11 protein-coding genes are annotated in these 13,607 nt (G+C 59.9%); 4 read left to right on the plus strand and 7 right to left on the minus strand.

The features are described 5' to 3' along the window. Positions 1 to 29 precede the first annotated feature (29 nt). Entirely contained in the window at positions 30 to 947 is a 918-nt protein-coding gene (locus AN189_RS11385) for a dihydrodipicolinate synthase family protein (RefSeq protein WP_056035672.1), read from the plus strand. A gap of 10 nt (positions 948 to 957) precedes the next feature. Then, positions 958 to 2,484, plus strand: coding sequence for an aldehyde dehydrogenase (NADP(+)) (locus AN189_RS11390; RefSeq protein ID WP_056035675.1), 1,527 nt, complete (start codon positions 958 to 960; stop codon positions 2,482 to 2,484). Here AN189_RS11390 and AN189_RS11395 read toward each other — a convergent pair. After that, positions 2,479 to 5,736, minus strand: coding sequence for an adenylate/guanylate cyclase domain-containing protein (locus AN189_RS11395; protein ID WP_056035678.1), 3,258 nt, complete (start codon positions 5,734 to 5,736; stop codon positions 2,479 to 2,481). The genes AN189_RS11390 and AN189_RS11395 overlap by 6 nt on opposite strands. A gap of 6 nt (positions 5,737 to 5,742) precedes the next feature. Continuing rightward, positions 5,743 to 7,353, minus strand: coding sequence for an FAD-binding oxidoreductase (locus AN189_RS11400; protein ID WP_056035680.1), 1,611 nt, complete (start codon positions 7,351 to 7,353; stop codon positions 5,743 to 5,745). A gap of 137 nt (positions 7,354 to 7,490) precedes the next feature. Here AN189_RS11400 and AN189_RS11405 point away from each other — a divergent pair, with 137 nt between their 5' ends. Beyond that, positions 7,491 to 8,195, plus strand: coding sequence for a Crp/Fnr family transcriptional regulator (locus AN189_RS11405; protein ID WP_157057463.1), 705 nt, complete (start codon positions 7,491 to 7,493; stop codon positions 8,193 to 8,195). Between the two features lie 320 nt (positions 8,196 to 8,515). Next, on the plus strand, positions 8,516 to 9,241 hold the full coding sequence (locus AN189_RS11410; protein ID WP_056035686.1) for a Crp/Fnr family transcriptional regulator: 726 nt from the start codon (positions 8,516 to 8,518) through the stop codon (positions 9,239 to 9,241). A gap of 32 nt (positions 9,242 to 9,273) precedes the next feature. Here the strand turns inward: AN189_RS11410 and AN189_RS11415 are convergent, their stop codons facing one another. From AN189_RS11415 to AN189_RS11435, 5 genes are all read right to left on the minus strand, one after another. Beyond that, complete coding sequence (locus AN189_RS11415; protein WP_172794900.1) at positions 9,274 to 9,732, minus strand: hypothetical protein; 459 nt, start codon at positions 9,730 to 9,732, stop codon at positions 9,274 to 9,276. Between the two features lie 169 nt (positions 9,733 to 9,901). Next, positions 9,902 to 10,747, minus strand: a complete 846-nt coding sequence (locus AN189_RS11420) for a CsgG/HfaB family protein (RefSeq protein WP_083484369.1) — start codon at positions 10,745 to 10,747, stop codon at positions 9,902 to 9,904. Positions 10,748 to 10,773: 26 nt separating this feature from the next. Then, on the minus strand, positions 10,774 to 11,094 hold the full coding sequence (locus tag AN189_RS11425) for a curli assembly protein CsgF (RefSeq protein ID WP_056035694.1): 321 nt from the start codon (positions 11,092 to 11,094) through the stop codon (positions 10,774 to 10,776). 221 nt (positions 11,095 to 11,315) lie between these two features. Beyond that, complete coding sequence (locus AN189_RS11430; protein ID WP_056035699.1) at positions 11,316 to 11,948, minus strand: hypothetical protein; 633 nt, start codon at positions 11,946 to 11,948, stop codon at positions 11,316 to 11,318. 125 nt (positions 11,949 to 12,073) lie between these two features. Then, complete coding sequence (locus AN189_RS11435; RefSeq protein ID WP_056035704.1) at positions 12,074 to 12,637, minus strand: hypothetical protein; 564 nt, start codon at positions 12,635 to 12,637, stop codon at positions 12,074 to 12,076. Between the last annotated feature and the right edge of the window lie 970 nt (positions 12,638 to 13,607).

The following is a 13,607-nucleotide window of genomic DNA, read 5'->3' on the forward strand; positions in this document are numbered from 1 at the left end:
CCAGCGCCATCGCGCTGCAAGGAGAGACGATGAAAACCCCTTTGACCGGAATCCTGCCCGTCGCGCCAACACCGTTTCATGACAACGGCGCAGTCGACGAGGACGGCATGCGCCGCGTGCTGGACTGCATGATCGACCAAGGCGTGGACGCAATCTGCATCCTCGCCAATTATTCCGAACAATTCGTGCTGTCGGACGCTGAACGCGCGACGTTGACGCGGCTGTCTCTGGAACACGTCGCAGGCCGCGTGCCCGTCATCGTGACCACCAGCCACTTCAGCACGCAGATCGCAGTGGACCGTTGCCGGATGGCACAGGACATGGGCGCATCCATGCTGATGATGATGCCGCCCTATCATGGCGTGGGCCTCGCCCCGTCGGAACCGGGCATCTTTGAACATTTCGAAGCGGTCTCGGACGCCATCGACATTCCGATCATGGTGCAGGACGCTCCGCTGTCAGGTGTCACACTCTCCGTCCCATTGTTGGCCCGCATGGCTAAAGAGATCGAGAACGTCAGCTATTTCAAGATGGAATCCCCCTTTGCCGCGGACAAGCTGGCACTGCTGATCGAAGCCGCAGGCGACCATATCGCAGGCCCGTTCGATGGCGAAGAGGCCGCGACACTGCTGGCCGATCTGGATGCAGGCTGCACCGGGACCATGACCTCGGCGTTGCAACCGGAACTGATCCGGCCCATCGTCGTTGACTACCTTGCAGGTAACATCGACGCGGCACAGGCAGGCTGGCGCAACGCGTTGCCGTTGATCAACCACGAAAACCGCCAGTGCGGCCTGCGGGCCGCCAAGGTGGTGATGAAGGAAGGCGGCGTGATCGGGTCCGAACATGTGCGCCATCCGCTGAAACCCATGACACAACGCACCCGCGACCGGTTGCTGCAACTGGCAGCCGAGCGTGATGTGATCGCGCTGCGCTGGGGCAAATAAAGGAAATCCGATGACCTATGAACCACATGGCAAACACCTGATCGCAGGCGAATGGGTGGCCAGCGACGCGACCTTTACCTCGCAACCTGTCACCGGCGACGGGCAAACCTATTCGTCTGGCGGCGAGGCCGAGGTTGATCGCGCCGTGCAGGCGGCAGAAGAGGCCTTTGTCACCTACGGCTGGACCACGCGCGAGGACCGCGCCACGTTTCTGGAAACCATTGCCGACGAGATCGAGGCACGCGGCGAGGACATCACGCGGCTGGGCGTGTCCGAGACCGGCCTGCCAGAGGGCCGGTTACAAGGCGAGAGGGGCCGCACCACGGGCCAGCTGCGCCTGTTTGCAGAACACATCCGCAAGGGTGCCTACCTTGACCGTCGCCATGATGCAGCATTGCCTGACCGCGCCCCCCTGCCCCGGCCTGACCTGAAAATGGTGCAGCGCCCCATCGGGCCTGTCGCCGTCTTTGGTGCGTCGAACTTTCCGCTCGCGTTTTCGACCGCTGGCGGTGATACCGCGTCGGCGCTGGCCGCTGGTTGCCCGGTCGTGGTCAAGGGCCACCCCGCGCACCCCGCTACCGGTGAAATCGTGGCCGACGCGATCAAGGCGGCGATTGAAAAATGCGGCATGCCTGCAGGCACGTTTTCACTGATCCAGGGCACCAGCCACGAATTGGGCGGCGCGTTGGTGCAGCATCCGCTGATCCAAGCCGTCGGTTTCACCGGGTCGCTGGGTGCGGGTCGCGCGCTTTATGACCTGTGTGCTGCCCGCCCCACGCCGATTCCGTTTTTCGGTGAACTCGGCTCGATCAACCCGGTGTTCATCATGCCTGCGGCAATGTCCGCGCGTGCGTCTGATCTGGGTGCGGCCTGGGCCGGATCGCTGACCATGGGCGTGGGTCAGTTCTGCACCAATCCCGGTATCGTCGTGGCCCCAGCTGGTGCCGACCTCGACGCCTTTTGCGCCGCTGCGACTGACGCACTGACCGGGGCCGACGCCGCAGTCATGCTGACGACAGGCATCGCCAGCGCCTACCGTAGCGGCGTGTCCAAGGTCGCTGCGGCCAGCGGCGTCACTGAACTGGTGTCCGGCACCGGCGAAGGCCGCACCGCGACCCCTGCCGTCTACCGCGTCAGCGCAGAGGACTGGCTGGGCAACGAAGATCTGGCCGAAGAGGTGTTTGGCCCGCTGGGCATCGTCGTCACGACGAACGGACCCGCACAAATGCTGGAGGTCGCGCGCAGCCTGCACGGTCAGTTGACGGTGACGCTACAGATGGACGACGGCGACACCGAGGCGGCACGGCCCTTTGTCCCCGTTCTGGAACGCAAGGCGGGGCGTTTGCTGGTCAACGGGTTCCCCACGGGGGTCGAGGTCGCTGACGCCATGGTGCACGGCGGACCCTACCCTGCGTCCACAAACTTTGGCGCAACATCTGTCGGCACGCTGGCAATCAGACGTTTCACACGTCCGGTCAGCTATCAGAACATGCCAGACGCGCTGCTGCCCGCCGATATCCAGGGTCAGGATTCATAGCGAGTCAGTCACTTCAGCGGTGATCGCTGCGCGGGTCGCAGCGATCTTGCGCTGAAACAGCACGACGCCCTGCTGGTCCGCGACGGCCTGCGCGCGGTCCAGAATGGCCCGCACCTGTTCGGGATCGCGGTTTTCGTGGTGGGCAATCAGACCGTCGATGCGACCGAATTCCGCCGATAGCCAGGTTTTCTGTTGCAGCAGCGTGGGGCCGGTCGCCTGAAACCTTTTTCTGGCCTGCGGGATCAGCCCGGCCCTGACGCAGGCCTCTGCATGCAGGGCCATGCAGAAATCGAGGAATACACCGATATGGCCGATGCGCGAGATGCTGGCATCGGCCAGGGCACATCCTTTGTCCAGTTGGCCCTGCGACATCAGGGCGGTGCCATCAAACAGATCCGCGTAGATTTCCCAGGTTTCCAACTGATGCGCCCGCGCGATGCGACGCAACTGGTCGGCGTGGACCTGCACCACCTCGTATTCATCCAGCAAAAGCGGCAGCACGCAGCCCAGAAAGAACGTGCAGTGGCAAAGATCATGGGCCTGCCCGCTCAAATCTGACAGGTTTCTTGCCATGTCCGACCAGTACTGCGATTCTGCTCCGTCGCATGCCAAAACAGCCAGTTCGGCCAGACCGACCGCCGACATCGCCCCGTGATGCGAACTGCCGAACCTGTCCAGCCAAACGTCATGGGTGCCGGCCTCATAGGTTTCAAAAAACGCGCGCAGGTGTCTGTCAGCCTCCTTGAGATTGCCGCAAAACAGATGCGAGGTGCCAAGGCAGCGGTTGGCCAGCAGGTCGCCTGCCTCGCCGTTGTCCCGGGTCAGCTGTTCGATCTGGCGGGCTACCTCGAGCGAGGCGGAAAACTGACTGCTGGCACCGGCAAAGACCCATTTGGAAATCAGCAGCGGCAGCATCTGCCCTGTGCTCTTGAGTGCGGCACCCAGCGCCTCGACCCGTGGCATTTCCGTGTGGACCGCAGCCGAGTTGAACCCGTAAGCCGACACCAGCGCGGCAACCAGATGGATGCGCACCGCCAGTTCCGCCTCTTCGAGGTCCGCACCGGCGGGGGCCTTGGCGCAGTCTTCGATGGCGCGGCGGAAATGGACGATCGCTTCGGAATAGGCGGATCGTCCGGCGGCAAGCGAACCTGCGCGGTCCCAGAATGTGACGGCGCCTTCCAGATCGCCACCGCAGGACAGGTGGTGTGCCACGATCTGCGGCACCGTCGCGGCAAGTTCGGGGAACCGCTGCGTCATGGTGCGGGCGATCCGGGCATGCAGGTTGATCCGGTCGCGGCGCAACAATGTGAGATAGGCCGCATCCTTGAGCAGCATGTGGCGAAATCCGACTGCCGGACCGAACGGACTGTGACCGCGCCGCAGGACACCGGCCTCGATCAGGCTGGACACGCCGCGCAACACCTCGGATTTTGGCAGGTCGGACACGTCGATCAGCAGATCGACGGGAAATTCGCTGCCGATCACCGCCGATAGCTGTGCCAGTTCGCGCCCGGTCTCCAGCCGGTCAAGGCGTGACAGAAGTGAATCCGCCAAGGTCGCCGGTAGCGGATGGTCTCCGGCACCCGGATGCTCTGCCGCGCGATCCAGGGCAAAGCGCGTCAGTTCTTCGGCAAAAACCGGGCTTCCGTCACAGCGGATCGCGATTTCCGCGATCTGATCGTCGCTGAGTGACACATGCGGTGCATTGGCGCGCGCGATGGCGCGCACCAGTTCATTGAAATCCGTCGGCGGCAACCGGTCCAGCACCAGCACCTGCGCCCGGGCCAGTTCGCACCATTGCGGCACCTCGCCCATGCGCATGGTTGCCAGCAGATGGGCCGACAGGCCATCAAGCCTGGTTGCAACCCGCGACAGCACTTCGATGGTAGAGGCGTCGATCCACTGCATGTCTTCGAGAATGATCGTGCCTGCCTGTTGGGCCATTGCGCAAAACAGATCGGTCAGCATCGTGATCTGCGCCGTGCGCTGTTCCAGCGCACGGCGCGCATTGACCTGATCATGCGCAGGAGAGTCCAGCACATCAGACAGCATGGCGACCTGTTCGGGATCCGTCATTCCGAATTGGGCCAGAAAATCCGCCACCGGCAGGTGCGGCCTGTCCAAAGTCGGTTCGGTCAGGCGAATGATGGATCGCCGGATCGGATGAAACGGCGTGCCGCGGTGGTAGGGGGTGCATTGCATGAAAAGGCGCGGCGCCGATGGTCTGCGCGTCTTGTCCAGCAATTCGCGGGCCAGCCGGGATTTTCCCATGCCCGCATCCCCCATGATCAGTGACACCTGCCCCTGACCTGCGGCGGCGCGCCCGGCTGCTTCCATCAGTTGCGCCATTTCCGACGCGCGACCGACGAAACCGGTCGCCGGGGCCTTTGATCGCAGGGCTTCGAACCGGCTGTCCGCCTTGGCGTGATCGATCGCACGCCACGCCTGAACGCCGCCCGCGATGCCCTTGAGCGTCAGCAAGCCGAAATCCTCAAAACGAAAGAGGTCACCCAACCGGTCGCGGGTTGCCTGCGACACCAACACCGTATCCGGTGCCGCCGCCGCCTGAAGCCGGGCCGCGAGGTTCGGAATTTCGCCAACGATCGTATCATCGATCTGGATCTGGTCGCCGTCGGGGTTCTGACCGTTCACGATGGTCAGCCCGGTCGCGATACCGATGCGCACCTGCGCCCTGCGATCATCTGACCGGTCGTCGCGCGCAATCCGCTGGATGATGTCCAGTGCCGCAGCGACCGCGTTTTCGGCGGAATGGTCCTGCGCCCGAGCCAGCCCAAAGAACACCACGATACCATCACCCAGAAACCGGGCGACATGGCCGTCATAGGGCACCAGCGCATCCGAAATGATCTGCCTGAACCCTGCGATCAGATCGCGATATTCCTCGGGGTCGACCAGCGTCGACAGCCGCGTGGACCCGACCAGATCGCAGAACATCGCAGTGATGATGCGTTGTTCGGCCCCCTCGCCCAGTTCGGCAGCATTGGCCGTATCGGGCAGCGGGTTGATACTGGTCCCGGTCGCCCGCGCAGGGGCATCGCACAATGCCTTGGCCGCGGTCAGCAACCTGCGACGGTGGCCGACCGACTTGACGCCGATTTCAGTCAGGTCCTCGCCCGTCAGTTCAGGCATGATGTCCAGCGTGACATCATGATCCGCAAAAGCCTGCGCATATTGGCCCAGACCCAATTGATGGAGCCAGTGAACCAGTGGATCTGCGGTTTCGATGGTCATGGAATCCTAGTGCAAGGTTACGGTCACGGGGCGTTGCAGGGCGGCGATCACACCGGGGGGCACGCCGGGATCCTTGACCGGGGCCTTGGTCGGGTCGGCCCAGATCTGCTGCGGAAAGGCAAAGGCGTTGTCAGGGTCGTATTTCGCCTTGACCGCCTGCAGCACGGGATAGGCCGCCCCCCAGAACCGTTCGATGAACGCAGGGTCAGCGGCACTGGGATAATTCTGGTAGGATTCCCCGTTCGACAGCGGCGCGACCGCCGCATTCCAGTCCGCCAGAAAGGTTTCGCATGTCTCTCGGTCCGCGTTCAGCAGCCAATAGACATCCATGACCATGTTCAGCGACACCTCGCGGTGGATGAACGCAGTGTCGTAGGTGCCGACGCTGGTGATCGCACCACTATACAGTTCGCCATATCCGTAGGCCATGTTGTTGGGCGCGCTGGCAAAGAGCGCAAAGAGGTTTTCCCATTCCTGCGCGGACAGATTGCGGGCGATGTAGCTGCTCGACTTGTCCTCAAAGGGCATCTGATCCAGCACCGGCATCCCTTGGGGATAGTTCAGCAGCTTGTCGTTAAGGCTGCGAAACGACCCCTGCGCGATCCACTGCGTGATGCACCCCGGCATGGCGGCAATGGCGGCGAATGTCTGTGCCACGGTGCCGGGGTCCTGATCCGACATGCCCCGGATCATGAAATAGGGGCTCAACGGCGTGCCGGCTGGTGGCGGGGGCTGCATGGGGTCGATATGGTTCTGAAAACACAAGGAGGTCTGCACCGTCATATGCGTGTCGGTGGCACCCTGCCCGGAAAACCCCGCTTGCAGCACCGCCATCGCGGCCGCAGCGTTGCTGATGCCCGCTGCACTGGTCAGGGGCCAGGCATAGGCAAACCCGGTCATCTGCCCCACAGGGCGCACCTTCAGGTCGACCGACAACAGGATGCCGAAATTGCCGCCTGTGCCGCCACGCAGCGCCCAGAACAGGTCCGGATTGGTCTGCGCGTCGGCGCGGATAATCGTGCCGTCGGCCAGCATCACCCGAAAGCCGACGGCATTGTCGCAGTTCAAACCATACATGCCAGAGGTGAACCCGTAGCCGCCGCCCTGCACGAAACCGCCCACGCAGACATCGGGACATTCGCCGCCCGGCACATTCAACCCCTTTGCATCAAGGTCCTGGAACAGCTGGCCGAAATTCACCCCTGTCCCGACCGTGATCTGCGTGCCCGATGGATCGTAGACGATCTGGTTCAGCGCCGAGACATCGATCAACATGCCATTGGTCGTGGAATATCCTGCGGTCGAATGCCCGCCGGACCGCAGGCAGAATCCCAGCGGCATTTGCCGTGCCAGCGCCAGTGCGATGCCGACATCTGCCTCTGTCTGGCATTTGACGATGACACCGGGATAGGCATTGAACATCGGATTGAAGATCTGCCGCGCCTGATCGTAGGTCGGATCGCCCTTGAAGATAATATTGCCCGACAGGCTGGCCTGCGCCTGTTTCAGTTGGTCGCGCGTCAGTCCAAGGCCCTTGAAATCTGCATCAGGGACAGCATGCCATGCGGCAAAAGTCTGTGCATCTGCGATACGTTTGGATGAAAAATTTGCGGGCATGAAAAATCCTTTGGTGAAATGCGATGTCCTTCAAATTGCGACTCGCGCAAGCGTGATGACATGTTAACCTATTGATCATCATTTTGAAAAAATTCGGCACCGATGATGTGCGTCCCCTGCCTGAAAGCGTTGAGACCATGACCGCAAGTTCAAGGATTGAAACGCAAGGTGCCCTTGATCTGGCGGCCAGCGACCTGTTTTGCGGCATCGCCGAGGATGATCTGCAGGGTATCGCGGACAGGATGACGGTGATGACCGTGCCAAAGGGTCGCCTGATCATGCAGCACGGGGATCTGGCAACCGACGTTTTCTTTGTCCTGTCGGGCACGGTGATCGGGCAACTTGTCGCGCAAAGCGGCCGGCAGATCTTGTTCACGGAATTCGACGCAGGGGCGCATTTCGGCGAAATGGCCGCGCTGGACGGTGCCGCGCGGTCGATCACGATTTCGGCCAGTTCCGATTGCCGGATTGCGCGTCTGACAGAGGCCGATTTCACCGAGCTGATGATGACCTTTCCCCGGATCGCGATCAATCTGGCGCGGGAACTGGGCAAGCGCCTGCGCAGCATGAATGACCGTCTGTTCGGGTTGGTGATGCATGACGTGGAAACGCGGGTAGCCATCCGCATCATGCAATTGGCGCAGGATCAGGAGCAATTGGTCCAAGACGGCACCATCACCGATGTGCCGACCCACGAGGCGCTGGCCAGCTTTGTCGGTTCCAACCGTGAGGCCGTCAGCCGGTCCGTTGCGCGGTTGGCAAAATCGGGGATCATCGCCACGGACCGCGGGCGGATCGATATACGCGACCTCGACCGGCTGATGGATGCCGCCGATCCCTAGGTCCTGTGCCGCAGCGCACATCACGCGCCCCCTTGACCTGTCAGGGTCTCGACATCTCCTGATACCTCTGGCGGTGGGGGCCTGACGGCCTTCACCGCATTTTTTTGCCCCGCAAGAATAATTGCCGCCGCGCGAGCGATCCCGGCGGCGACAATCAAAGTACTGAAATAATTTGGTCATTGAATGCGATCTTGGTACATGGCCCGCCGCAGCGGTTCTGTGTCCCAAGACACAGGAAGTCATTTTTGTTGCCAGTCTGGGCCGCAGGATCGTCCCTGATCAGATCAAGTCAAAGCAGTTTTATTTTGATGTGTGGCGCGATGCGGTTCTATACCGACAGGGTTACGTCCAGAACGGGTGGCGCGGTGGATATCTCTTACCTCTTTACGGCCGGCATTTTCGTGCAGATTGCGCTGCTGTTCTACGTGTTGGGCCTGCTGGTGCGGAACGAACTGCTGCTGCGCGGTCTGCTGCTGATCGGCACGATGTTCTACATTCTATATTACTTCTTTGTTTCGGATGTTCCGCTGTGGGATGCCATATTTGCCAGCGCGATGATCGGCCTGGCGAATGTCATCATGATACTGGTCATCCTGCGCGAAAAATCCACGCTGGGCATGTCGGACGACATGCTGGTCCTGTATGGCACGTTCACGACCCTCAACCCGGGCCAGTTTCGCAAGATCATGCGGCACGCGGATTGGATCACGACCCCCGAGGATTTGTCGATCTGCACCAGAGGTGTCCGGTCAGACTATCTGTATCTGGTGTCAAAGGGGCAGGTTATCCTGCGCGACGACGGGCGGAACGTGGCGGTCGGCAGCGGCAATTTCATCGGAGAAATTTCGTTTCTGCTGGATTGCCCGGCGACCGCCGACGTGATCGCATTGCAGGGCACAGAGCTGGTCCGGTGGGACCGCAGGAAACTGATGTCCTTGATGCACAAATCGGTGCGGCTGTCGAATGCGATCGGCGCGTTGTTCAACGCGGACATCGCGCGCAAACTCTCGGTGAGTTGGCCCAAGGACCAGGCACACCGAGAGTGATGCGCGCATGACAGGCGGGCGCGCGGCCCGGCCTAGTTCTGGATGATGAGTGCGCGGTTGCGCGAACCGAATTGACTGATCCCCGCGGTCGCGTTCGAACTGGCCTGGATGATGGCTGCGCGGTTCATGGTCCCGCCGGTCTGCGTGATCGTGGCCATGTGCCCCATTCCGGTCTGCTGGATCAGCGCCGCATGCAGCCCGCCTTGTGTGATGGATGCGCTGTGGTTGGTGCCGGTCTGTGCCACGTTGGCATAGGGCCGGGCATCGGCAACGGCAGGCAGCAGGCTGTCGTCAAAGCCTGCCGCGATGCCGGCGCGGTCGGGCATCACTGTCGGAACGGACGCCTGAATGCTGGCGACGGTGATCTGCTGGGAAACGGGTGCCGTGGTGCTGACACGCAGGTCACCGACCTGTGCCACGAATGCGTCCTGTGCGGCCAGAAATTGCGGAAACAACGACATGCCGACAGCGAAAATAACTGCTTTTTTCATGAATATAGCCTCGTCCTGAAACTGGGACAGAGGCCGCGCGGTGCGGTTGCGCGACATGGCCCAAAGGTGAAAAACCTGCGCAGCACGGGCTGCACAGGTCAGGGCTAGTCATGAAAGACAGTTATTTTGTGGCGCGCATTGGGTCATTGCAGGGCGCGCGCCACCTTATCTAGCGTAGCGCGAAACGCTGTTCCTCGAGCCGCTTGAAGGCATTCAGGATTTCCTGACCTTGCTGCTGATTGGCAAACGCCCATTCGCCCGACTCGACACCGTCGAGGATCAGGGACAGGACACCCAGCTCCAGCGCCTCCTTCACGGCAAAGATTTCGGGTTCGTTGCGGGAATAACCGCTCTCGACTTCCAGGAATTTGTCGACAGAGGTGAACTGGAACAATCCGTTTCGCACCAGTGCAGAATAGACCGTTTTTGTCGTTGTGGTCGATGCCAGAACCCGTCCATTCGATACGCTGACAGCGCGCATCGACACCGTGACGACATCGCGCCGGTATTCCATCGACGACCCGATCCCGAGAAAACTGGCCCCGACGCCTCCGGTGATGTCGTTGCTGTCGTAGCCGACGATGGCCCCCTCGATCAGGGTGCCGGCGAACCGCAGCGGCGGCAATGTCGAAACACCCTGGTAGGCATTCTGGGTCTGTTCGATGATCTGGCGTTCACGCAGCAGGTTGTCGACACCGGTGCGTTCCGAAATCGCAAACCAGCGTCCATTCCCGACATCCGACAGAACATCGACCAGCAGATGTGCGCCGCCCTGTGTGACCGCACGCGACAGGCTGGCAAAATCCTCGACGGGTTCATTCGCGCCCGACAGATCCGGGAATGCGTAAACCGCCACGTCGATCGGGCGACGAGGAGGCGGCAAATTTTCGACGGTAAAGCCGGTTCTGGTCATGGGGGCCAGTTCGGCCGGTTGGGTCATCACGTCTGCAACGGGCGGAAGCGTGTTACATCCAGCCAGCGCGAGGCAGACTGCAATCATTGGTGCGATGCGCATCTTGATACTCTTTTTCTGCTCGGTTCTTACTGGCCGGGGATCGTGTTGGTCACATCACCGGGCGAAGGCACGCTGTTGCTGATCGGAATGATGATCGTCGGGCCACCGATGTTGCCACCCGTGACGGCTGGCGCCCCACCGATCCCACCGATTTGCGCGTCTTCATCCGAATCGCGGTTGGTCGCTGATTGCTGCGCCTGCGCGACGCCGAACAGGAAAACACCGTTGTTCGGATTTCCACCAAAGCTTGGGCTGAGGAAATTGAAATTCCGATCCTCGGAAAAAGAAACGCTTGGTACGGCGACCGCAATCGCGACGGCAAACACCGTTTTTAATGCCATGTTCATAATAAATCTCTGCTTGAAAATCGAAAATATAACCCAGTTGAAACCAGAAAAACTAATTGCGATAGGGCCTTATTTCATAAAAAATTCATAAGTGTCGTAATCGCAACGAAATTTTTCGTTCAGCCATAAAAGAACCCTCAGAAAAATCGGCTTTCGTCGAAATTCCGCATTAATGACCAAAGTATTTCTTTTTCCGCGGCGCTGTTGGCGCGCAATTTGGGTTAGCCTGACAGCCGCAAAACAGTTGTTGCCGTGCCCGGCTGGATCATCAGCGTGCCGGCTGCATCACGCATGATGCGAACGTTGACCGGATCTTGCCCCATGGACTGATTGACACGCACAGCCAGGGGGTCAGCCGCGGCAGAACGTGCAGCCATGCCGTCGATCAGCGCGACGTTACTGTTCAGCCCGGCACCGTTCTGGGTGACGTAGGTTTCGGTGTGATTGCCGTCGACCTGGACACGCGAGGCGTTCGCGAAACCGAACTGCAAGGTCGCAACCCTGTTGAAATTCCCCAGCACGAGCGCCTCTGCCACATGGTTGCGCCCTGACTGGTACGTGCCGGTGATATTCTTGCGTCCCTGGGTCATTGACAGGTTCTGGTTGGATTGCCCGACCTGGACCGACGCCAGTTGGTTGTCGCGACCGCCCAATGTCATCTGGACCGACGTATTCCGGTTTCCGATCTGCGCGATGACCGATGATGACTGACCCGTCAGATCAAGGTTGGCACCTCGGTTCGCATCACCGACCTGTGCGACAAAGGCATCCTGAGCGAGACAAGGCGCAGCACTCAGCACCAAAAGAACACAGATCGCGGCGGGGTGGTTAAAGGTTTTGGTGATGGAAAACATGTCCAATCCCAACGCGTTATAAAATGAATAAATAATAGAAACGGTATCGGTGGCCCGTTTGGCCCACCGATCTGTTGATGTTTTCGGCGCAGGGTCGAAAAGCGACCGAGGCTATCGAAAACGTATCAGTTCGAGTTCACGGAGACCGAACCGAAACCGCTGACAGTGGCCAGACCGCCCGGAACCGGGTTCGGAATGGACGTCAGGGCCAGCACCGGCATCGCGAGGGCCGGCGACCCCGTTGCGACGGCGTTGCCGCCCTCTTCGATCCAGTTGATCGCGACGTTGTCGTCACCATACTGGAGCGTCTGCGCGGTAAAGTCGTCGTCGCTGCCGTTCGCCATCACGTTGATCGCCATGTTGTTGCTGGCGACGTTGTTGCCTGTTTCCTCGGTCTGCAGGATCAACGATGCGTTCGACGAACGGGTCGTTTCCTGATAGGTAAAGGCATCGTTGTCAGCGCCACGCTGCAACTGGACGGCCGTGTTGTCACCCTGCGGACCCAGGAACCCAAAGAACCCACCAGGCACATTGTTGACCTGTTGCACGACAGCCAGGTTGCCGCCGCCCAGGGATGTCTGGATGTTCGCGGCAGCGTTGTCATCGCCAAGCTGTGTGATGAAAGCATCCTGTGCAAAAGCGCCGGATGCAATGATCGTGGCTGCAGTAGCCAAGAATAGAGTTTTCATGTCAAAGTCCTATCAAAAAGTTTCCGCAAGATATGGCCTCCGAAAAAAAATGAAGGTCCAACTGGGTAAAGAAGCAGTTCTTTTTCCCGACTTGCGATCACATGTTAACACGACAGCCATGTTGTTGACACAATTTTCATCAATCACTTAAGCATCTGAAAATAAACAATACTTTATACTGTTACACACTTTTTACGTGTATTTATAGCCGCAAGGTACACCCTTAGGGTTTATCAGGTTCGTAGAGGAACCTATTTTCGGCAGGTGATTCTCTGCCGGCTTGAAACAACGACAGATTTTTCCATTTGATGGCAAGCGCATCCGCGAATATCCAACTCATCTGGCTTGGCACTCTTTACGCACTAAGGCGAATTGACCCGGGCAGAAACGCAAATCACCAATTTCGCAAACCTCCAGGAAAAGCCTGATTTTTCAAATCGCCGCTGTCGGTGTGGTGGAATAGGTTTATGCGCTGCAGTTCGTCCCGCCACATGTCGCCTTTAACGCATGACAGCACCCTGCCCCAGCGGCACGGGCCCGCACATTTCGCGCAGGCCTCATGGGCGGTCAAATTTGCGATGGTGTGTTGCCCGCAGCATCGCCTTCGCTTTATGGCCCGCCCCTTTTTGGATCGGACTTTCATGCCAAGCGACTGGAAAATACCGCGGCAAGACAGACACGCCAAACCAACGCTTAAGACAATGTCGTCAAACGACCAATATCTCTGGATGCAGGGTAAAAATGGCGGACTGGGGATCCGCCAAGATTCGAATCTATGATTTTTTATATCATTTTTCTCAACGACTTGAATCTACATCAGCCCACTGTCTGTGTAGCGAAATGTGTAGCAGATAATTAACCCTAAGCGTTGTTTGCGGGAGTCCCCAACCGACGCTTAGGGTTGCTTGGGGGACAGGTTCCCAAGATCGCGGCCTAGCCGATGCCAATCCAAACGGGACTGTTGCATTAG

Origin of the sequence: Loktanella sp. 3ANDIMAR09 (genome assembly GCF_001420005.1) — a bacterium.
Taxonomy (GTDB): Bacteria; Pseudomonadota; Alphaproteobacteria; order Rhodobacterales; family Rhodobacteraceae; genus Loktanella.

What these genes read in the sequence shown, in the direction of transcription:
- AN189_RS11385 (WP_056035672.1), top strand. Translation starts at nt 30, where the DNA reads ATGAAAACCCCTTTGACCGGAATCCTGCCCGTCGCGCCAACACCGTTT.
- AN189_RS11390 (WP_056035675.1), top strand. Translation starts at nt 958, where the DNA reads ATGACCTATGAACCACATGGCAAACACCTGATCGCAGGCGAATGGGTG.
- AN189_RS11395 (WP_056035678.1), bottom strand. Translation starts at nt 5,736, where the DNA reads ATGACCATCGAAACCGCAGATCCACTGGTTCACTGGCTCCATCAATTG.
- AN189_RS11400 (WP_056035680.1), bottom strand. Translation starts at nt 7,353, where the DNA reads ATGCCCGCAAATTTTTCATCCAAACGTATCGCAGATGCACAGACTTTT.
- AN189_RS11405 (WP_157057463.1), top strand. Translation starts at nt 7,491, where the DNA reads ATGACCGCAAGTTCAAGGATTGAAACGCAAGGTGCCCTTGATCTGGCG.
- AN189_RS11410 (WP_056035686.1), top strand. Translation starts at nt 8,516, where the DNA reads ATGCGGTTCTATACCGACAGGGTTACGTCCAGAACGGGTGGCGCGGTG.
- AN189_RS11415 (WP_172794900.1), bottom strand. Translation starts at nt 9,732, where the DNA reads ATGAAAAAAGCAGTTATTTTCGCTGTCGGCATGTCGTTGTTTCCGCAA.
- AN189_RS11420 (WP_083484369.1), bottom strand. Translation starts at nt 10,747, where the DNA reads ATGCGCATCGCACCAATGATTGCAGTCTGCCTCGCGCTGGCTGGATGT.
- AN189_RS11425 (WP_056035694.1), bottom strand. Translation starts at nt 11,094, where the DNA reads ATGAACATGGCATTAAAAACGGTGTTTGCCGTCGCGATTGCGGTCGCC.
- AN189_RS11430 (WP_056035699.1), bottom strand. Translation starts at nt 11,948, where the DNA reads ATGTTTTCCATCACCAAAACCTTTAACCACCCCGCCGCGATCTGTGTT.
- AN189_RS11435 (WP_056035704.1), bottom strand. Translation starts at nt 12,637, where the DNA reads ATGAAAACTCTATTCTTGGCTACTGCAGCCACGATCATTGCATCCGGC.